An 18,594-nucleotide genomic window follows, 5' to 3' on the forward strand; every position below is an offset into this window, starting at 1 on the left:
GGCGACATCACGTGATCTGGCCGACCGTGCCCGCGGGCCGGTGAGCGAGGTGACGGGATGCCGGAACGTGCGGTTCTCGTGATTGTGACGGCGCCGGTCTGCTCGACGCCGGACTCAAGCGCCGGGGACGTCGACCCAGCGAGAGGTGCGGGCCGATTCCAGGACGGCTTCGGTGAGCTGGGCGGCACGCAGGCCGTCCGCGAAGGTCGGCAGTCCGTCCGGGTGCTCGCCCTTCGCCGCGGCGTAGGCGTCGGCGACGAAGGCGTTGAAGGCGTCCTGATAGCCCATGGGGTGCCCGGCCGGCACGAGCGAGAGCCCGCGGTCGCCCGGCGTCTCGGGGTCCCGCAGGACCAGTCGCGAGCCCTCCTGCGCACCGATCCACAGCTCCTCGGGTCGCTCCTGGGCGAAGCGCACGCTCTGACGTGTGCCGTGCACCTCAAGCGTGAGCGCGTTCTTGCGGCCCGGCGCGAGCTGCGAGATGAGCAGCGTCGCCAGAGCACCGCCGTCGAGCTCCACCACGAGTGCGGCGATGTCCTCGTTCGCAACGCGGGCGCCGTCCCGCTCCGCGTACACCGTCCTGGTGCGGGCGGCGATCGAGCGGATGCGGTCGCCGACGACGAACTCGAGCAGGTCGCACAGGTGCGAGCCGATGTCGGCGAACGCGCGCGAGGCGCCCCCTGCGGTGGCGTCGGCGCGCCAGTTCGTGTCGGACTGGGCGAGGAGCCAGTCCTGCAGGTAGGCGCCGTCGATCGTCAGCACATCCCCGAGCTCGCCGGTCGCCACCAGCTCGCGCGCGTGGCGCACGGCCGGGTGGTAGCGGTAGACGAACGGCACGGCACCCACGACGCCTGCCGCGGCCGCCGCGTCGACGACCGTCCGGGCGTCCTCCACCGTCGTGGCGAGCGGCTTCTCGCACACCACGTGCGCTCCGGCCGCGATGGCCTCGAGCGCCTGCTCGGCGTGCCGGCTGTTGGGCGTGCAGATGTGGACGACGTCGGATGCCGCGGCGACGGCCGCGACATCGGCTACGGCCCGCTCGATCCCGAGCTCTTCGGCGGCGACCCCGGCGCGCTCCGGCGACGAGCCGGCGACCGCCGTCAGCCGGGCGCCCGCGGCCCGAGCCGCGCGGCTGTGGACGGTGGCCATGAAGCCACCGCCCACGAAGCCGGCGCGGATCCCGGCCGCGGTGCTCACAGCGTCGCCGCGAACGGGTCGCGACCCTCGGGCACCATCGGAACCTCGTCCACGGTGCTCTCCACGGTGACGAAGGCGCCCGCCACGACGGACTCCTCGATCGCGGTGAGGGTGTCGAGCACGTGGTACCCCAGCTCGCCGGTCGCGATGTGCCGGTCGCCGCTGCGGATCGCACGGGCCATGTCGAGAACGCCCAGCCCGCGGCCGGCCTCCACGCCGATCGCCGGGACGTCGTGCCACAGCGGCTCGCGCGTGGGAGAGTCCGGCACGGCCCCGCGGGTGATCCGCACCTGGCCGCCGAAGGTGTTCGGGTCGGGCACGACGAGGGTTCCCTCGGTGCCGGTGATCTCGACCAGACCCATGCGCGTCAGTGGCGAGTCGAAGCTGAAGACGCTCTGGCTGGTGGCGCCCTTCTCGAACCGGGCGATCGCCTGCACGAGCGTGGGGACCTCGACCGGGAAGGACGTGCCGACACGATCGCCGACCTGGATGGTGCGCGTCGCCCGGCCCCGCACACCGACCGCCGCGACATCGGCGACCGGGCCGAAGAGGTGAACCAGTGCGGTGACGTAGTACGGCCCCATGTCGAGCAGCGGCCCCCCGCCACGCGCGAAGAGGAACTCCGGGCTCGGGTGGAACACATCCGGACCGATGTACTGCATCGAGGTCTGCGCCGACAGGGGCGTGCCGATGTCACCGCGGGCGATCGCCCGCCGGGCGGTCTGCAGCCCGGGTCCGAGCACGGTGTCGGGCGCGATTCCCACACGCAGACCGGCGGCATCCGCCTGCTCGAGCAGCCGGAGCGCCTCGGCACGGTCGATGCCGATCGGCTTCTCACTCCAGACGTGCTTGCCGGCGGCGATCGCGGCCGAGCTCACCGGAACGTGGGCGGCCGGGATGGTCAGGTTGACGACGAGCTCGACCTCGGGGTGCGCGAGCACGTCGTCGGGCGAGCCGCTCTCGGCGATCCCGTGCTTGCGCGCCTGGTCCGCGGCACGCTGGGTGTCGAGATCGCCGACGATCACGACGCGGACGTCGGGGAAGGACGTGAGGTTCTCGAGGTACGTGTTGCTGATCATCCCCGCGCCGATGAAGCCGACGCCGACGGGTCCCGTGCCCGCCATCAGCGGATGCCCCGCTCCGCCAGGTAGCGGACGCCCGCCTCGATGCCTTCGAAGATGTCCCCGGCGTAGTGGTCGAATTCCACGACGGCCAGCTCGAGCGACTTCGCTGCCGCCAGCGCCTCGTCGAGCGCGACCTGACCGGCCCCGGCGGGGACCTGGCCGAGGTCGGCGGCGTCGAACGCACCCGTGCGGAAGGGGTCGGCGCCCACGGGGCCGTCCTTCACGTGAAGAGCCTTCAGCCGGCTTCCGAGCCGGCCGACGAGTGCGGGCACGTCCTGCCCGCCGACCTGCGCCCAGTAGGCGTCGAGCTCGAGGGCGACGTCGTCCCGCAGCTGCGAGACGAAGAGCTCGTACGCGGTGACACCGTCGAACGAGTGATGGAACTCCTGGGAGTGATTGTGATAGCCGACCCGGATGCCGCGTCCCGCAGCAGCTTCGGCGGCGGCGTTCAGGCGCTCGGCCGTACGCAGGACCTCGTCGCGACTCGCCCAGCGGTCAGGGCCGACCATCGGGTCGATGAGGAGCTCCACCCCGAGGGCCTCGGCATCGTCGAGCACGGACTCCAGCGGAGGGACCTCGATCGCCTTGTCGCCGAACCGCAACTGGTCCGACAGGAACGCGGCGTGGCCGCTCGGCGCCCGCAGGCCCGCCGCGTCGAAAGCCGCACGCAGCTCGGCGGCCCGGCCGACGAAGCCGAACGCCTCGACGTTGCGAAGGCCCATCTCGGCCAGGCGCTCGAGTGTGCCGCCGAGATCGGTCTCGAGCGGCTCACGCACCGAATAGAGCTGAACAGAAGACTGGGGGGATGACATCGACGACCTCGTCTGCGTTGTCGCGGTCCGCAAAGACCGACCACGGGTAGGTTTTGCTCCACGTTACACGCAAAACCGGACCGAAGGTAGGGTTTGATGGTGAGCGATCCGCAGACATCCGGTGCCCGCGGCTCCTACGCCAAGAGCGCGGGGTTCCGTCGGGCAGTGCTCGACACCGCCCTGCGCATCCTCGCCGAGCGAGGATTCGACGCGACAACGCTGCAGCTGATCGCCGACGAGGTGGGCCGGTCGAAGGCGGGCCTGCTCCACCACTTCGGCTCACGCGAGAACCTCATGCTCGAGATCGTGCGTCACCGGGACGACGTCAACCGCGCGCGCTTCCCCGCCGATCCCGACGGCGGCTTCGGCGCATCGGAGGACCTCGTCGCCCACAATGCCACCGTGCCGGGACTGGTCGCCCTGTTCGCGGTGGTGTCCGCCCTGGCGGCATCCGATACCTCCGACACCGACCGGCGCGAGTACTTCATCGCCCGCTACGAGCGCAATCGCGAGGCCTTCGCGCGGCGGTTGGCTCAGGAGCAGCAGGCGGGCACCATCCGCGCCGACATCGATCCGCACGTGGCCGCGTCGCTCCTCATCGCGACGATGGACGGCCTGCAGGTGCAGTGGCTCCTCGACGAGCGCGTCGACATGGCAGAGCACCTGCGCGCGCTCGTCGACCTCCTCTCTCCCTGAACGCGCCCCGCCTCCCGCGAACGCGGATGCCGGGGCGCAGGGTGTCGCGTCCCGTGTCGTCCGACGCCCGACGTAGGCTCGTCAGGTGACCCCCGAGCTCGCCGCCCGCATCGTCGCGGATTCCCGCGATCGGGTGGCGTGGGTGCGGGCGCGCTCCCGCGGCATCACGGCGACCGACGTCGCCACCCTCACCAGCGAGCGCGCAATAACTCGCGCGGCCGACGCCAAGCTGATGGGGTCGGGCTTCTCCGGTAACGCCTACACCGCGCACGGTCGCGCGCGCGAACCCGAGATCGCCGCCTGGGTGGCCGCGACGCACGGCATCCAGCCCTCCTCGGCACTGTTCCACGCGGTGGTCGAGAATCGCCACCTGGCGACTCCCGACGGGATCGGCATCGACAGCGGCGGACGCGTCGTGCTCGCCGAGATCAAGACGACCAACAAGTCCTGGCGCTCCATCCCCCGCTCCTACCTGCGGCAGGTCTGGTGGCAGCAGCACGTGCTGGGGGCGGAGCGCACCCTGGTCGCATGGGAGCAGCACGACGCCTTCGTGCCCGTCGACGACGAGCCCCGCTGCGCCTGGGTCGATCGCGACGACGCCGAGATCGCCGGACTCGTCCGCCTGGCGACGTCGCTCATCGACGAGCTGTACCGGCGCACGACGGGTCGGCCGGTTCCCACGGCCGCCGGTGAGCGGATGCCGCGCACGCCGGCATCCCGACAGCCCTTCCGCGCCCTCGCCCTCGCCGACTGAAACCCCCACACCTCCACGCCCGCGCACGCCGACGACGGCGACCGACCTTCTCCACGCGGTAGCACCGGTGTAACACGACCGAGATAATCGCAGGGTTGACTGTCCGCAGAGCAAGCAACCAGTGCTGCCGACGCCGACACGCACGCGGAAGGAGCGACCCATGAGATTCCGGCCGCTGCGATCATCCACCAAAGAGACCCCGACCGTCACGGTCGCCGATCCCCCCGCCCGGATGCGGGCCGTCGTCTTCGACGAGACCGGCGCTCCCGACGTCCTCCACTCCTCGTCGGTTCCGGTGCCGTCTCCCGTCATCAGCGAGCTCCTCGTGCGCGTGGTGGCCGCCGGCGTCAACCCGATCGACGCCAAGACGCGAGCGGGCAGAGGTGTTGCGCAGGCCATCTCGCAGTACCCCACGGTGCCGGGCTTCGACTTCAGCGGCATCGTCGTCTCGTCGCCGTACGAGGCGCACGCCTTCCCCGCCGGCACCGAGGTGTACGGGATGCTCCCCTACCCTCGCTCCGGCGGGTCCTATGCGGAATACGCCGTCGTCCCCACCCTCTCGGTGGCGCGCAAGCCCGCCTCGCTCTCGCACGTCGAAGCCGCCGGTGTCCCCTTGGCCGCGCTCACCGCGTGGGGGCTCGTCGTCGAGACCGCCCACGCGCATGAGGGGCAGCGGGTGCTCATCCACGCCGGAAGCGGCGGCGTCGGGCACTTCGCGGTGCAGTTCGCGGCCTACTTCGGAGCGCACGTCACGGTGACGGCTTCGGGAAGGAACGCCCCGTGGCTGCGCGAACTCGGCGCGTCAGTCGTCATCGACTACACGACCACCCGCTTCGACGAGGTCGTCACCGACATGGACGTCGTCATCGACCTCGTGGGAAACGTCGCAGCCGACACCGGCTCGCGCTCGGTGAAGGTGCTCCGGCCGGGAGGCCTCTACATCCTGGTGCCGACGGGATCCTGGCCCGGCTACGCCGCCGCGGCCGACGCCGCCGGCGTGCGGGCGACCTCGTACAAGGTCGTCCCCGACGGCTCAGCGCTGGCCACGATCGGCCGGCTTCTCGACTCGGGCTCGGTGCAGGTGTACATCGACAAGGTGTTCGACCTCGGCGATGCCGCCGCCGCGCACGCCGAACTCGAGGCCGGTCACACGCGCGGCAAGATCGTCCTCCGCGTCAGCGACGACTGAGCGCGGCGCCCCGCGTCGGTGAACGTAGGTTGGATCATGACACCTGTTGTGATCGGAGACGCCCATGCGAGAACTCGTCTACTACGTCGCCGTCAGCCTCGACGGCTACATCGCCGACCCGCGTGGAGGCTACGACCCCTTCCTGATCGGCGGAGACCACAGCCGGGTCGTCTTCGACGAGTACGCGGACGCACTGCCCGGACACGTCCTCGACGCACTCGGCATCACCCCGCCGCGAAGCCGATTCGACACCGTCCTGATGGGATGGAACACGTTGACGCCCGCGCTCGACGCCGGTATCGGGAGCCCCTATCCGCACCTTCGGCAGATCGTCGCCAGCAGACGTGCGCGCACGGTCTCGCCCGACCTCGCCGTCACATCCGAGCCACTCGATCTCGTGCGAGAGCTGAAGCAGGAGGACGGTCTCGACATCTGGCTCTGCGGCGGCGGCGCCCTCGCCGGTTCACTGCTGCCTGAGATCGACCGGCTCGTCCTGAAACGACACCCGCTCGTCTTCGGCGCCGGGATCCCGCTGTTCGACGGGGTTGCGTTCGACGCACGCCGCTTCGCGCCGGATTCCCGCCGCGAGTTCGCATCCGGCGTCATCGTCGAGGAGTATGCCCGGACCCGACCGGAGTGACGCGGCTAGCTTCGTGATCCCGAGGCGAGCGCGCGGCGTCCCTCGGCGACGACCTCGTCGGCGATCGCCGCGAGCAGCGGCGATCGCAGGTTCCACTGCTGCCAGTACAGCGGCACATCCACCGGAGCGCCGCCGAGTGGGACGAGACTGCCGGCGTCGAGATCCTCCGCGGACTGGAGCCGTGGCAGCATCGCCCACCCGAGGCCGAGCCGCACGGCCGTCGCGAAGTCGTTGGAGGCGGGCACGCGGTGACGCGGCGGCGCCCCGGGATCCACCGCCCGGTCTCGCAGCCACGCGGTCTGCAGATCGTCCCGACGATCGAAGTCGACGACCGGGGCGACGGCCAGCGCAGAAGACTCCGCACCGTGCGGCATCCACCTCTCGATGAAGGCCGGCGAGGCGACGGCTTCGTAGCGCATCGCCCCGAGCGGCGTGGTCCGGCAGCCGGCGACAGGCTCGGCCCGCGAGGTGACCGCCCCCATGACGGTGCCGCTCTCGAGCAGCCCCGCGGTGAAGTCCTGGTCGTCGCGATGCAGGTCGAAGACGATCGGATGCTGCTCCCCCAGTCGCGCCAGCGGCGGCAGGAACCAGGTGGCCAGAGAGTCGGCGTTGACCGCCAGCGGCACGGCGACGCGGACACCCTCGCCGCCGGCGTCGCCGAGCTCGACGCTCGCGTCGTGCTCCAGCAGGCGAGCCTGCCGGGCCAGCCGCACCACCGCCTGTCCTGCCTCGGTGGGACGGACGGGCTTGGAGCGCACGAGGAGAACACGACCGAGCGTCTCCTCCAGCGCCTTCACGCGCTGACTGACCGCGCTGGGAGTCACGTGCAGCCGGCGCGCGGCCGCGTCGAGCGTGCCCTCGTCCACGACGACGGCGACCGTCTCGGCCAGGTCGAACGGGATCCTCATCATCAGCACCGCTAATGCTACTGAAGAATCATGAGCTGGACCATCCTCGAGCGGTCCCCTACCGTGGCCATGTGATCCCCGTCCTCCTCGCCGGCTTCGGCCTCGGCCTCTCGCTCATCATCGCGATCGGCGCGCAGAACCTCTTCGTCCTCCGCCAGGGCCTTCGTCGCGAGCACGTGTGGCCGGTGGTCGCCTTGTGCGCCCTCTCGGATGCCGCCCTCATCGCGCTGGGTGTCTCGGGTCTCGGGCTCGTCGTCGAGAGCGTGCCGTGGCTGATCGTGGCGATCCGGTGGGCGGGTGCGGTGTTCCTGGTCGCCTACGGGCTTCTCGCCGCGCGCCGCGCGTGGCGGCCGCGTCAGGAGAGCCTGCGCGTGGACGAGCCCGGCCCGTCCCGCGTCGGCGGCAGCGGCACCGTTGCCGGAACCGCCGTCGCGGCGCGGAGCCGCCTGACGAGCACGGTGCTGACCTGCCTGGCGCTCACCTGGCTCAACCCTCACGTGTATCTCGACACGGTCTTCCTCCTCGGCGGTGTCGCCAGCACGCACGGCGACCTGCGATGGGTGTTCGCCGCGGGTGCGGTGACGGCGAGCCTGGCGTGGTTCACCTCACTGGGATTCGGCGCGCGCTACCTCAGCCGATGGCTCGCCACACCGCGCGCCTGGCGCGTGCTCGACGCGGTGGTCGCGGTGGTGATGATCGTGCTCGGCGTCAGCCTGGTCATCCCGGCCTGACCCCGCTCGGAAGCCCGCACCCTCGACTCGACCCCGACGGCCGGGCACCATGGAGGCATGAGGAGCGTGCGAGTGGTCGTCCGCGGTGACGTGCAAGGCGTGGGCTACCGCTACACGCTGAGGATCGTGGCCCGAGACGCGGGCGTCCACGGCTGGGTGCGCAACCGGCGCGACGGCTCCGTGGAAGCGCATCTCGAAGGAGATGCGGACTCCGTCGACGACGTGCTCGCCTGGATGGCGGCGGGGCCCCCGGGAGCCGTCGTCGCCGCCGCGGATGTCATCGAGGCCGATCCGACCGGAGCCGCGGGTTTCGACGTGGCCCCGACGGCGTAGACGAAGAAGAGGCCCCGCCCTGACGGCGGAGCCTCTTCTTTCGATGTCTGGTCAGACCAGCGAGTTGACGTCCAGCGGGATGCCGGGGCCGAACGTGGTCGACACGGCACCCTTCTGGATGTAACGACCCTTCGAGCTCGACGGCTTCAGACGCACGATCTCTTCGAGCGCGGTCTTCAGGTTCTCGTCCAGCTGCTCGGCCGAGAACGAGGCCTTGCCGACGACGAAGTGCACGTTGGCGTGCTTGTCGACGCGGAACTCGATCTTTCCGCCCTTGATCTCCTCGACGGCCTTGGCCGGGTTCGGGGTGACGGTGCCGGTCTTCGGGTTCGGCATCAGGCCGCGGGGGCCGAGCACCTTGCCGAGTCGACCGACCTGGCCCATCAGCTCGGGCGTTGCCACGGCGGCGTCGAACGACGTGTAGCCGTCGGCGACCTTCTGGATGAGCTCGGCGCCGCCGACCTCATCTGCGCCCGCGGCGATCGCGGCCTCGGCGGCCGGGCCGGTCGCGAACACGATGACGCGAGCGGTCTTGCCGGTGCCGTGGGGCAGGATGACGGTGCCGCGCACCATCTGGTCCGCCTTGCGGGGGTCGACCGCGAGCTTCAGCGCGACCTCGACGGTCGAGTCGAACTTCGCCGAACCGGTCTCCTTCGCCAGGGCGACGGCCTCGGTGGGCGTGTAGAACTTGTCAGCCGCGATCTTCGCGGCGGCGGCCTGGTAGGCCTTGGACTTCGTAGCCATTTTCCTTATCCCCCTCAGTCCTCGACCGTGATGCCCATGGAACGGGCGGTGCCGGCGATGATCTTCGAGGCGGCCTCGATGTCGTTCGCGTTCAGGTCGGGCTGCTTCGTCTCTGCGATCTGGCGCACCTGCTCCTTGGTGATCTTCGCCACCTTGACCGTGTGCGGGGTCGACGATCCCTTGCCGACGCCGGCTGCCTTCTTGATGAGCTCTGCGGCGGGCGGGGTCTTCAGGACGAACGTGAAGCTCCGGTCTTCGTAGACCGTGATCTCCACGGGGATGACGTTGCCGCGCTGCGACTCGGTCGCGGCGTTGTACGCCTTGCAGAACTCCATGATGTTGACGCCGTGCTGACCGAGCGCAGGCCCGATCGGCGGCGCCGGGTTGGCGGCGCCGGCGTTGATCTGGAGCTTGATCAGGCCGGTCACCTTCTTCTTGGGTGCCATTTCCTCTTCCTTTCCTCGAACCGGATGCCGTGGCATCCGCTTCTCCCGCACACTCGGCGTCTCCGAGCCGCGGTTCCCCCGGGGCGAGCCCGGGAAGTCTTAGAGCTTGGTGACCTGGTCGAACGACAGCTCGACGGGGGTCTCTCGCTCGAAGAGCGAGACCAGGACGGTGAGCTTGCCGCTCTCGGGCTTGATCTCGCTGATCGAGCCGGGAAGACCCGCGAACGAGCCCTCCTTGATGGTGATCGTCTCGCCGACCTCGAAGTCGATCTCGGCGGGGATCGAGCGGGCCACCGCGGCGCCGCCCTTGGCTGCGCCGGCCTTGGCGGGCGCGACGTCCTTGACCTCGACGAGGGACTTCAGCATGGTGAAGGCCTCTTCGAAGCGGAGAGGCGTCGGGTTGTGGGCGTTGCCCACGAATCCCGTGACTCCGGGCGTGTGACGGACGACCGACCAGGTGTCCTCGTTGAGTTCCATGCGGACGAGCACGTAGCCGGGGATCCGGACGCGCGTGACCATCTTGCGCTGACCGTTCTTGATCTCGACGACGTCCTCCATGGGGACCTCGACCTGGTAGATGTCGTCCTCGACCTCGAGCGTGGACTTGCGCTGCTCGATGTTCGCCTTCACCTTGCGCTCGAAGCCGGCGTACGAGTGGATGACGTACCACTTGCCGGGCTGCATCCGCAGCTCGGTGCGGAACGCCTCGTACGGGTCCTCGTCGTCGGCGGCATCGTCGGCGGCATCGTCCTCGTCGTCACCGAGCTCGGGGCCGTCGTAGGGCGTGACGTCGTCGGCCGCCTCGGCAGCGCGCTCGGCCTCCTCCTCGGCGATGGAGTCGTTGAGGACCTCGGCCGCGGCCTCCGCCTCGGCGGTCTCGTCGATGTTGAGCGCGTCGTTCACGATCGCGTCTGCCTCCGGGTCGTCGATGTCGTCCAGTTCTTCGTCCTCGCCGGCGTCGCCGTCGTCGTCACCGTCGCCCTCGATGTGCAGGGCGGCGTGCTCGGCGGACTCGACCGACCGCTGCTCGGCCTCGAGGACGTTGCCCTCCTGGGCCTCGTCCTCCTCCGAGGACTGCTCCGCGGCGGTCGCCCAGTCGGCGTCGTCGATGTATCTTTCAGACACTTTGCGTTCTCTTCCGTTTCTCACGCCGGCACAGCCGGACACGGCCGGCACGGCGAGATCAGAGGCGTCAGGCCCCGGACACTCCGAAGACGTTGGCCGCGAGCCAGACGAACAGCAGATCGAGTCCGTACACGATCGCCATCATGACGACCACGAAGCCCAGGACCACCGCGGTGAACTTCACCAGCTCCTGACGGGTGGGGGTGACCACCTTGCGGAGCTCTGCGAACACCTGACGGATGAACAGAGCGATCCGCGCGAAGACGTTGAGCTTCTTCTCGCGGGGGGCGCCGCCGCCGTTCGCGACGACTTCGCCCTTCGGCTCGTCCTGGACCATCGATGCCACCTGATTACCTTCCGTGTGTCAGCTTCCGCTGACGCGCAGGGCGGACAGGAATCGAACCTGCAACCTGCGGTTTTGGAGACCGCTGCTCTGCCAATTGAGCTACCGCCCTAAGACCCGTTGGCGGGTCCCGTACCTCCGCAGTCTTCTGCCATGACCTGTGAGAAGGGTGTCACCCGACCGGCGGGCACAGCGAAAGAATGCAGATTTGTCCTGCTCATCCCAGTGTACGGCATGCCCCCGGCGGGGGACGAACCGAGGTCGCCGGCACCGCCGCACGCGGTCAGTACTGCTGGATGCCGTAACGGTCGGGCTCTTCGCCGCGCTGGAAGGCGCGGCCGCTGAGACTCGTGGGCACCACGCGGACGTAGTGGTACTTCAGCGTCGGGATCCACGGTTTCAAGGGCAGCGAGTCGGCGTGTTCGACCTCGGCGGAGGTATCGAGTCGATGCGCGTGCCCGCGAAGGACCACGCTCCAGGCATCCGCATCGGTGTGATCGTCGACCTCGAAGAGCACCTCGTCGTTGACGGTCAGCTCGAACAGCTTCGAGCCCTCGGCGGTGCGGAACACCACGCCGCCGTCGTCGACGACGTAGTTGACGGGGAAGATGTCGAGGACCTCACCCACGCGCGTGACGAGCCTGCCGAGCTGCTGGGTTCCGAGCCGCTGCCAGCACTCCTCGTCGGTGAGGCGGGCCACCGTTTCGCTGATGTCGCTCATGACCTCATCCTGCCCCGGCGCATCGGCGCACGCCAGGGACCTTCGGCCCGCCCGCTGTCAGCCCGCGACGCGGATGAGCTTCTTGTTGACGAACTCGTCCGCCGCGAGCAGACCCATCTCACGCGAGGTGCCGGAACGCTTCACGCCGCCGAAGGGGAGCTCGGGAGAGTCCGCCAGGACGCAGTTGACGTAGACCATGCCGGCCTCGATCCGGTCCGCGACCCGCTCGGCCTGCGCGGGATCGGTCGTGTAGACGTACGAGCCGAGACCGTAGCTTGTGTCGTTGGCGATGCGGACCGCCTCGTCCTCGTCGCGGACGCGGTACACGACGCCGGCCGGGCCGAAGAGCTCCTCGCGGTACACATCCATGTCGGGCGTGACGCCGGTGAGGACGGTCGGCTCGTAGAAGGCGCCGTCACGCGTGCCGCCGGTCACCAGCGTGGCCCCCTGCTCGACGGCCGTGCGGATCTGGGCCTCCAGACGCTCGGCGGCCGCAGTCGACGACAGCGGGCCGAGCAGCGTGTCCTCGGCGAACGGGTCGCCCATCTTCTGCGCCTTCATACCCTCGACGAACTTCTCGACGAAGGCGTCGTAGAGGTCGTCGGCGACGATGAAGCGCTTGGGCGCATTGCACGACTGCCCGTTGTTGTCCATGCGCGCCTCTACGGCCGCGGCCACGGTGGCATCGAGGTCGTCGGTCGACAGCACGATGAACGGGTCCGAGCCGCCCAGCTCGAGCGCGACCTTCTTGAGGTGCTGTCCGGCCAGAGCCGCGACGGCCGATCCGGCGCGCTCGGAGCCCGTCACCGACACGCCCTGGACCCGGCGATCGGCGATCACCGTCGCCGCCTGCTCGTTCGTGGCGAAGATGTTCGTGTAGACGCCCTCGAGTCCGGCCTCGCGGTAGATGTCCTCGATCGCCGCCGCCGACTCCGGGCACTGCGGCGCGTGCTTGAGGAGGATGGTGTTGCCGACGGCGATGTTGGGCGCCGCGAAGCGAGCGACCTGGTAATAGGGGAAGTTCCACGGCATGATGCCCAGGAGCACGCCGATCGGAGAGCGGCGGATGACGGCCGTGCCCTCGCCCAGGATCTCCAGCGGCTGATCGCCGGTGATCTTGTCGATGTTGTCGGCGTAGAACTCCGTGATGTCGGCGGCGAAGTCCACCTCTCCCTCGGCGGCCGCGAGCGGCTTGCCCATCTCGCGGACGATGATGGCCGCCAGCTCGTCGCGTCGCTCGCGGTGGAGTTCCGCGACGCGGCGGATCTTGGCGGCGCGCTCGGCGACCGGCACGTCCCGCCAGGTGCGGTAGGCGGCATCCGCGTTCGCGATGGCCTCGTCGAGAGCTGCGTCGCTCACGACGGGGTAGGTGGCCAGGGTCTCACCGGTGGCGGGGTTGACGACGGCGTAGTCACTCATTGCGTTCTCTCTCCGGTCGGTTGTGGGTCAAGTCTGCCGTCAGCGGCGCGTGCGGCGAAGACTCTCGGGCGCATCCAGCGAAAGTGTCTCGCCGCGGAAGAATGCAGGACGCTTCACGGCTTGCCAGAACATGATCACCAGGCCCAGTCCGATGATGCCGACGCCCAGCACGAAGACGCTGCCGAGACCGAACCACTCCGTGCCGCTGCCGTAGTCGGGGTCGAGGCTCTCGACGAGGGTGATGACGAACAGCGCGACGAGGATGATGCCTCCCACGAGGGGGAACAGCAGGGTGAAGAAGAAGCTGCGCACCGAGTCGGTCCACTGCTTGCGGAAGTACCACACGCACGCGAACGCGGTGATGCCGTAGTAGAAGCAGATCATCATGCCGAGCGTGGTGATGGTGTCCCACAGCACGTTCTCGTTCACGAAGCGCATCACCGCGTAGAACACCGAAGCCACGACGGCGGAGACGATGGTCGCGTAGCCGGGGGTGAAGAAGCGCGGTGTCACCTGCGCGAACTTCCGGGGCAGGGCGCCGTAGTGCCCCATCGCCAGGAGCGTGCGCGCGGGCGAGACGAACGTGGACTGCAGCGACGACGCCGAACTGGTGAGCACCGCGAGCGAGACCAGGAACGCGAGGGGTCCGAGGATCGGACCCGAGAGGTAGAAGAACACGTTGGCCTGGATGTCGGGGTTGCCCAGGCCGAGCCCGTCCTCGCCGGTGCCCGCGAAGGCCAGGAGAGAGAGCGAGATGAGGAGGTAGAGCACGACGATGGTCACGACGGTGAGCGTGGCAGCGCGCCCCGGGGTCTTCTCGGGGTTCTTCGTCTCCTCGTTCATCGTCAGGGTGACGTCCCATCCCCAGAAGATGAAGATCGACAGCGACAGCCCGGCGACGACCGCCAGCGGCGTGGCGACGGAGAACGGATTGAACCACGACGCCTCCACGGGACTGGCGTCGAAGGCGGAGCCGTTCGCGACGTGCACGAACGCGGCGACCGAGAAGATCACGAGCACCAGCACCTGGAAGCTCACCAGCACGTACTGCAGCTTCTGCGTCGTCTGCATGTCGCGGTACGACACGAAGGTCGCCCCCAGCATGAACAGCAGACACACCGCGACGTTGATGAACGGGTTGAACGCCAGCTCCGCGATCGTGCCGGGGCTGCCGGCGAGCTGGTCGATGAGGAGGAAGAGGAACTCCACGGCGATGCCGGCGAGGTTCGAGAGCACCAGGATGGTCGCCGCGATGAGGCCCCATCCGGCCATCCACCCCACCCACGGGCCGAAGGCCCGCGCCGCCCACGTGAAGGACGTCCCGGAGTCCGGCATCGTCCGGTTCAGCTCGCGGTAGCCGAAGGCGACCAGGAGCATGGGGATGAACCCGAGCAGGATGATCGCCGGCACCTGGAATCCCACCTCCGACACCGTGGGCCCGAGCGCGGCGGTCAGGGTGTACGCCGGCGCGATGCACGAGATGCCGATCACGACGGCGCCGATGAGCCCGACCGTGCCGGCGCTCAGCCCCTTCTTCGACAGGCCGCCGTCGACCGGTTCTCCGGTCACGACGCTGGTGCGTTCGCTCATCGGACGCCCCCTTCTGTGAGTGCCCGCTCGCGCGGGACGACGATCATCGGGACGGTCAGCTCGTGGAGCATCTTGGCCGCCGTCGAGCCGAGGAAGAGCCGACGCGGCTGCGCCAGGCGGCTCGAGCCGACCAGCACCACCTCACCGGGCTCCCATGACAGCTCCGCGACGGCCTGCTCGATGCTCTCGCCGCCGCCGATGACGACCTCGCTGTCCACGCCCTCCGGCAGCGCGGCCTGCGCCTTGGCGAGGACGTCCTCGGCGTGGGCGGCACCGGCGATGCGGATGACGCCGGTGTCGAGGGTGGCGGGAAGGTCGACCGTGACCAAGGAGAGCAGGCGGATGCGCGCGCCGGTGGTCTGGGCGAGCGACACCGCCTCGTCCAGGAGCGCCTGCGCGCCCGGTCGGGTGCCGAGGGCGACGGTGAGACGGGGGATGCCGGTGTCCACGGCCGTCTTCCGCGCACCGCGCGGCACCAGGGCCACCGGGACGTCGGCGGTGTGCAGGAGCTCCGACGCGGTGGTGCCGAGGCGGTGCCGACCGCGGTGGGCGCCGTCGGCACCTCCGACGACGATGTGCCCGGCGCCCAGCTCCGCCGCCGTCGCGAGCAGGCCCTCGCCGAACGAGTCGGCGAAGCGCACGTGCTCCGCGTGCGTCACATCGCCGGGGACCGTCGCCGCGGCATCCGAGAGCCACGCCTCGGCCTGCGTCCGCAGATAGCGGTCGTAGCCCGCCTTGGGCGGCGTGATGACGCTGCGGGTGTCGGCGGGGAGGACGAGCACCAGGTGCAGGGCGCCGCCCGAGGACCGCGCGAGTCGCGCGCCGAAGGCGACGGCATCCTTCCCCGCCTTGGTCGCCTGGTAGCCGACGACGATCGGAGCGGTCATGCGCGCACCTCGCTGACGATGTTGGCCGCGGCCAGGCGACCCATGCGGATCGCGCCGTCCACGTGCTGGTATCCGGCGCCGGCCATGTCGGAGCAGGCGAAGTGGATGGGACCGACGGGGGTCCGCAGATCGGCGCCGTAGCGGGCGAGACCGCCGAGGTCGAAGCTGGCGGCGTAGGCGCCGCGCGTCCACTCCTCTGCTCCCCAGTCGCTCTCGAAGTACACGAGCGGCTCCTTCGCCTCGGGACCGAAGTAGTGCGAGAGCGACTCGAGGATGCGCGCCTTGCGCTCCTCGGCCGAGACGCGGAACAGGTCGTCGGCATTGCGGTCCGAGACGAAGCCGACGAGGGTGCCGCGCTCATCGCCGTGGTTGGTGTTGTCGTAGGCCTCGTGCGAGATCTCGTACGGGCTGAACGCGGTTCCCGACAGCCCCTGCTCGCGCCAGAACGGGCGGTCGTAGACGGCGTGGACCTTGATGACGAAGCCCATCGAGATGTGCTGGTGCATCTGCTGCTTGAGGCGGGGCAGCGGCGGCTGGAAGTCGATCCATGGGTAGAGGACCGGGGCGTGGGCGAGGATGACGAAGCGCGCGCGGACGGTGAGGCCCCCGTCGGTCACCACCGTCACGCCGCCCTCGCCCCGCTGCACGGTGTTGACCGGCTGCTCGAGGAACACGTCGTCCCCGAGCCGCTCGGCGAGCAGCAGGGGGACCTGCTGGAGTCCGCCGACGACACGCTCGTCGAGGATGAAGTCCGCGTCGACCAGGTGGCTGAAGCTGCCCGCGCTGGCGGCCATGAGCAGCGCCTGGAGGGCCGAGAACGCGTAGGCCGGCTTGGTGAGCATGGCGCCCGCGATGAAGAGGGCGATGTTGTCACGCGCCTCCTGGTCCTCGGTCTGCTGCTCGAGCCAGGCCTCGAACGAGACGCGGTCGAGCTCCTCCGCATCGGGGTGCTCCCAGGGCCGGTCGGGATCGACCTGCGCGACGAGCTCGTCGAGCACGGCGATGAGGCGGACGATCTCCTTCTCGGTCTCGGGTGCCACGGGGAAGATCTCGCCGGTGAACCGCGTGCGCTCGCCGTCCCGGCCGATGTACACCGAGTCGCCCTCGCGGTAGCGCGAATAGGTCTCGAGCCCCAGGTCGGCGAGGGTCTCCTTGAGGGCGTCCTGGTCGGGCGAGACCCACTGACCGCCGACTTCGAGCATCGCGCCGTCCACGACGTCCGTCCACAGCCGCCCGCCGACGCGGTCGCGCGCCTCAAGCACCGCGACCGAGAGTCCGGCGCGGCGCAGCTCGTTCGCGGCCGTCAGACCGGCGGCGCCGGCGCCGACGATGACGACGTCTCGGGTGATCTCATCCATGAGGGTGCCTTTCTCGTCGTCCGGATCACGTGATGCGAGCGAGCGCACACGGTGCGTGCGTAGCGCGAGGTGTGATCTCGGCGAGATCACGTGATCTGGACGGGGCGGGTGGGTGAAGCGAGCGAGCGGATGCCGGGGTTGGGACGGGCCGACTACGGCTGCGCGGCGAGCGCGGCGGCGACGACGTCCAGGCCCTCGTGGAGCAGGTCGTCGGGGATGGACAGCGGCGGGAGGAAACGGATCACGTTCCCGTAGGTGCCGCATGTGAGCACGATGACACCCTCGGCGATGCACGCCTTGGCGACCGCGGCGGTGAGCGCGGCATCCGGCTCACCGGTCACCGGGTCGATGAACTCGGCCGCGATCATCGCGCCGTGACCTCGGACGTCTCCGACGCGGGCGTCGGTGGCCTGCAGCGCGCGCAGGCGGTCGGTCAGGAGCTCGCCGATCCGCCGCGCGCGCTCGAGCAGGCCGTCGTTCTCGAACGCGTCGATCGAGGCGAGGGCGGCGGCGCACGCGATGGGGTTGCCGCCGTATGTTCCGCCGAGGCCGCCGGTGTGCGAGGCGTCCATGATCTCGGCCCGCCCGGTGACGGCGGCCAGCGGCAGCCCGCCGGCGATGCCCTTGGCTGTCGTGATGAGGTCGGGCACGATGCCGAAGTGCTCGCTGGCGAACATCGCACCCGTGCGAGCGAAGCCGGTCTGCACCTCGTCGGCGATGAAGACGACGCCGTTGTCGCGGCACCACTCCACGAGGGCGGGCAGGAAGCCGTCGGCCGGCACGATGAAGCCGCCCTCGCCCTGGATGGGCTCGATGATCATGGCGGCGAGGTTGTCCGCGCCGACCTGCTTCTCGATGAGCGAGATCGCGCGCTTGGCCGCCTCGGCGCCGGTCAGACCGTCGCGGTAGGGGTACGACAGCGGCGCACGGTAGATCTCGCTCGCGAAGGGCCCGAAGCCGCTCTTGTACGGCATCGCCTTCGCCGTCAGCGCCATCGTCAGGTTGGTGCGGCCGTGATAGCCGTGGTCGAAGGCGACGACCGCCTGGCGCTTGGTGAACTTGCGGGCGATCTTGACGGCGTTCTCGACGGCCTCGGCGCCGGAGTTGAACAGGGCGCTCTTCTTGGCGTGGGAGCCCGGAGTCACGCGGTTGAGCGCCTCGGCGACGGCGACGTACGACTCGTAGGGCGAGATCATGAAGCATGTGTGCGTGAACTGCGCCGCCTGCGCCTGCACCGCCGCGACGACCGCCGGGTGGGCGTTGCCCACGCCGGTGACGGCGATGCCCGAGCCGAGGTCGATGAGGGAGTTGCCGTCGGCGTCCACCACGACTCCCCCGCCGGCGGCGACCGCCTCGATCGGGACGGTGTGCCCGACGCCGGCGGGAACCGCCGCGGCCTTGCGCTCGAGCAGCTGCTGCGAGCGGGGACCGGGGATGGCCGTGACCAGACGCCGCTCCTGGGGCAGCGCCGGCCCGCCCAGCGGGTGGGTGTCGAGCGTGTCGGTCGAGGTCATGCGGCGAGCGTAAGCGGCGGCTCGCGCGGCCGGCACCCGCCGTGAAGTACATTCTCATCAGCGCCC

Annotated in this window: 20 protein-coding genes and 1 tRNA gene; 6 read left to right on the top strand and 15 right to left on the bottom strand. The window is 70.0% G+C overall.

Annotated features, from left to right (window positions below; translation table 11 throughout):
* Positions 1 to 114: 114 nt before the first annotated feature.
* The 3 genes from Q9S36_RS09475 to Q9S36_RS09485 are packed head-to-tail and all read right to left on the bottom strand — an operon-like array spanning position 115 to position 3,094.
* Positions 115 to 1,194: a Gfo/Idh/MocA family oxidoreductase gene (locus Q9S36_RS09475; RefSeq protein WP_311284894.1), complete on the bottom strand. Its 1,080-nt coding sequence runs from the start codon at positions 1,192 to 1,194 to the stop codon at positions 115 to 117.
* Positions 1,191 to 2,318 (bottom strand): Gfo/Idh/MocA family oxidoreductase, encoded by a 1,128-nt coding sequence (locus Q9S36_RS09480; protein WP_311284895.1) that lies wholly within the window; start codon positions 2,316 to 2,318, stop codon positions 1,191 to 1,193. Before Q9S36_RS09480 ends, Q9S36_RS09475 begins: the two co-directional genes overlap by 4 nt.
* Positions 2,318 to 3,094, bottom strand: a complete 777-nt coding sequence (locus Q9S36_RS09485; protein WP_311284896.1) for a sugar phosphate isomerase/epimerase — start codon at positions 3,092 to 3,094, stop codon at positions 2,318 to 2,320. The genes Q9S36_RS09480 and Q9S36_RS09485 overlap by 1 nt, the downstream gene beginning before the upstream one ends.
* Before the next feature lie 135 nt (positions 3,095 to 3,229).
* On the opposite strand from Q9S36_RS09485, the gene Q9S36_RS09490 reads away from it, so the two are divergent.
* The 4 genes from Q9S36_RS09490 to Q9S36_RS09505 all read left to right on the top strand — a co-directional run bounded on the left by Q9S36_RS09490 (position 3,230) and on the right by Q9S36_RS09505 (position 6,409).
* Positions 3,230 to 3,826: a TetR/AcrR family transcriptional regulator gene (locus Q9S36_RS09490; RefSeq protein ID WP_311284897.1), complete on the top strand. Its 597-nt coding sequence runs from the start codon at positions 3,230 to 3,232 to the stop codon at positions 3,824 to 3,826.
* Positions 3,827 to 3,911: 85 nt separating this feature from the next.
* Entirely contained in the window at positions 3,912 to 4,580 is a 669-nt protein-coding gene (locus Q9S36_RS09495; protein WP_311284898.1) for a YqaJ viral recombinase family protein, read from the top strand.
* 160 nt (positions 4,581 to 4,740) lie between these two features.
* Complete coding sequence (locus tag Q9S36_RS09500; protein ID WP_311284899.1) at positions 4,741 to 5,769, top strand: NADP-dependent oxidoreductase; 1,029 nt, start codon at positions 4,741 to 4,743, stop codon at positions 5,767 to 5,769.
* Positions 5,770 to 5,833: 64 nt separating this feature from the next.
* Positions 5,834 to 6,409 carry a dihydrofolate reductase family protein gene (locus Q9S36_RS09505; protein WP_311284900.1) on the top strand — a complete coding sequence of 192 codons (576 nt, stop codon included), beginning with the start codon at positions 5,834 to 5,836 and terminating at the stop codon, positions 6,407 to 6,409.
* Positions 6,410 to 6,414: 5 nt separating this feature from the next.
* Here the strand turns inward: Q9S36_RS09505 and Q9S36_RS09510 are convergent, their stop codons facing one another.
* A complete protein-coding gene (locus tag Q9S36_RS09510) occupies positions 6,415 to 7,320 on the bottom strand; it encodes a LysR family transcriptional regulator ArgP (protein ID WP_311285077.1) in 906 nt (301 codons plus the stop codon).
* Between the two features lie 68 nt (positions 7,321 to 7,388).
* Here Q9S36_RS09510 and Q9S36_RS09515 point away from each other — a divergent pair, with 68 nt between their 5' ends.
* Positions 7,389 to 8,048 carry a LysE/ArgO family amino acid transporter gene (locus Q9S36_RS09515; protein ID WP_311284901.1) on the top strand — a complete coding sequence of 220 codons (660 nt, stop codon included), beginning with the start codon at positions 7,389 to 7,391 and terminating at the stop codon, positions 8,046 to 8,048.
* Positions 8,049 to 8,105: 57 nt separating this feature from the next.
* Positions 8,106 to 8,381, top strand: a complete 276-nt coding sequence (locus Q9S36_RS09520; RefSeq protein WP_311284902.1) for an acylphosphatase — start codon at positions 8,106 to 8,108, stop codon at positions 8,379 to 8,381.
* Between the two features lie 51 nt (positions 8,382 to 8,432).
* Here the strand turns inward: Q9S36_RS09520 and rplA are convergent, their stop codons facing one another.
* The 11 genes from rplA to gabT all read right to left on the bottom strand — a co-directional run bounded on the left by rplA (position 8,433) and on the right by gabT (position 18,528).
* Positions 8,433 to 9,125 (bottom strand): 50S ribosomal protein L1, encoded by a 693-nt coding sequence (gene rplA, locus Q9S36_RS09525; protein ID WP_251451138.1) that lies wholly within the window; start codon positions 9,123 to 9,125, stop codon positions 8,433 to 8,435.
* 14 nt (positions 9,126 to 9,139) lie between these two features.
* On the bottom strand, positions 9,140 to 9,571 hold the full coding sequence (rplK, locus tag Q9S36_RS09530) for a 50S ribosomal protein L11 (RefSeq protein ID WP_251451140.1): 432 nt from the start codon (positions 9,569 to 9,571) through the stop codon (positions 9,140 to 9,142).
* A 99-nt stretch (positions 9,572 to 9,670) separates the two neighbouring features.
* Entirely contained in the window at positions 9,671 to 10,696 is a 1,026-nt protein-coding gene (gene nusG, locus Q9S36_RS09535; protein ID WP_311284903.1) for a transcription termination/antitermination protein NusG, read from the bottom strand.
* 67 nt (positions 10,697 to 10,763) lie between these two features.
* On the bottom strand, positions 10,764 to 11,033 hold the full coding sequence (gene secE / locus Q9S36_RS09540) for a preprotein translocase subunit SecE (RefSeq protein WP_251451536.1): 270 nt from the start codon (positions 11,031 to 11,033) through the stop codon (positions 10,764 to 10,766).
* Positions 11,034 to 11,078: 45 nt separating this feature from the next.
* Positions 11,079 to 11,151 (bottom strand) — tRNA-Trp (locus Q9S36_RS09545).
* A 171-nt stretch (positions 11,152 to 11,322) separates the two neighbouring features.
* Positions 11,323 to 11,760, bottom strand: coding sequence for a pyridoxamine 5'-phosphate oxidase family protein (locus tag Q9S36_RS09550; protein ID WP_251451142.1), 438 nt, complete (start codon positions 11,758 to 11,760; stop codon positions 11,323 to 11,325).
* A gap of 57 nt (positions 11,761 to 11,817) precedes the next feature.
* Positions 11,818 to 13,179, bottom strand: a complete 1,362-nt coding sequence (locus Q9S36_RS09555) for an NAD-dependent succinate-semialdehyde dehydrogenase (RefSeq protein ID WP_311284904.1) — start codon at positions 13,177 to 13,179, stop codon at positions 11,818 to 11,820.
* A gap of 39 nt (positions 13,180 to 13,218) precedes the next feature.
* Positions 13,219 to 14,769, bottom strand: a complete 1,551-nt coding sequence (locus tag Q9S36_RS09560; RefSeq protein WP_311284905.1) for an APC family permease — start codon at positions 14,767 to 14,769, stop codon at positions 13,219 to 13,221.
* Positions 14,766 to 15,656, bottom strand: coding sequence for a universal stress protein (locus Q9S36_RS09565; protein ID WP_251451145.1), 891 nt, complete (start codon positions 15,654 to 15,656; stop codon positions 14,766 to 14,768). Before Q9S36_RS09565 ends, Q9S36_RS09560 begins: the two co-directional genes overlap by 4 nt.
* Entirely contained in the window at positions 15,653 to 17,014 is a 1,362-nt protein-coding gene (locus tag Q9S36_RS09570; RefSeq protein WP_311284906.1) for an NAD(P)/FAD-dependent oxidoreductase, read from the bottom strand. The genes Q9S36_RS09565 and Q9S36_RS09570 overlap by 4 nt, the downstream gene beginning before the upstream one ends.
* 152 nt (positions 17,015 to 17,166) lie before the next feature.
* Positions 17,167 to 18,528 (bottom strand): 4-aminobutyrate--2-oxoglutarate transaminase, encoded by a 1,362-nt coding sequence (gene gabT / locus Q9S36_RS09575; protein WP_311284907.1) that lies wholly within the window; start codon positions 18,526 to 18,528, stop codon positions 17,167 to 17,169.
* Between the last annotated feature and the right edge of the window lie 66 nt (positions 18,529 to 18,594).

It is taken from the genome of Microbacterium sp. ARD31, assembly GCF_031844425.1.

Excerpts from the sequence above, each read along its gene's own strand:
- Q9S36_RS09510 (WP_311285077.1), bottom strand. The coding sequence starts at position 7,320 with ATGATGAGGATCCCGTTCGACCTGGCCGAGACGGTCGCCGTCGTCGTG.
- Q9S36_RS09480 (WP_311284895.1), bottom strand. The coding sequence starts at position 2,318 with ATGGCGGGCACGGGACCCGTCGGCGTCGGCTTCATCGGCGCGGGGATG.
- Q9S36_RS09565 (WP_251451145.1), bottom strand. The coding sequence starts at position 15,656 with ATGACCGCTCCGATCGTCGTCGGCTACCAGGCGACCAAGGCGGGGAAG.
- Q9S36_RS09560 (WP_311284905.1), bottom strand. The coding sequence starts at position 14,769 with ATGAGCGAACGCACCAGCGTCGTGACCGGAGAACCGGTCGACGGCGGC.
- gabT (WP_311284907.1), bottom strand. The coding sequence starts at position 18,528 with ATGACCTCGACCGACACGCTCGACACCCACCCGCTGGGCGGGCCGGCG.
- Q9S36_RS09555 (WP_311284904.1), bottom strand. The coding sequence starts at position 13,179 with ATGAGTGACTACGCCGTCGTCAACCCCGCCACCGGTGAGACCCTGGCC.
- Q9S36_RS09500 (WP_311284899.1), top strand. The coding sequence starts at position 4,741 with ATGAGATTCCGGCCGCTGCGATCATCCACCAAAGAGACCCCGACCGTC.
- Q9S36_RS09505 (WP_311284900.1), top strand. The coding sequence starts at position 5,834 with ATGCGAGAACTCGTCTACTACGTCGCCGTCAGCCTCGACGGCTACATC.
- Q9S36_RS09550 (WP_251451142.1), bottom strand. The coding sequence starts at position 11,760 with ATGAGCGACATCAGCGAAACGGTGGCCCGCCTCACCGACGAGGAGTGC.
- Q9S36_RS09520 (WP_311284902.1), top strand. The coding sequence starts at position 8,106 with ATGAGGAGCGTGCGAGTGGTCGTCCGCGGTGACGTGCAAGGCGTGGGC.
- secE (WP_251451536.1), bottom strand. The coding sequence starts at position 11,033 with ATGGTCCAGGACGAGCCGAAGGGCGAAGTCGTCGCGAACGGCGGCGGC.
- rplA (WP_251451138.1), bottom strand. The coding sequence starts at position 9,125 with ATGGCTACGAAGTCCAAGGCCTACCAGGCCGCCGCCGCGAAGATCGCG.
- rplK (WP_251451140.1), bottom strand. The coding sequence starts at position 9,571 with ATGGCACCCAAGAAGAAGGTGACCGGCCTGATCAAGCTCCAGATCAAC.
- Q9S36_RS09570 (WP_311284906.1), bottom strand. The coding sequence starts at position 17,014 with ATGGATGAGATCACCCGAGACGTCGTCATCGTCGGCGCCGGCGCCGCC.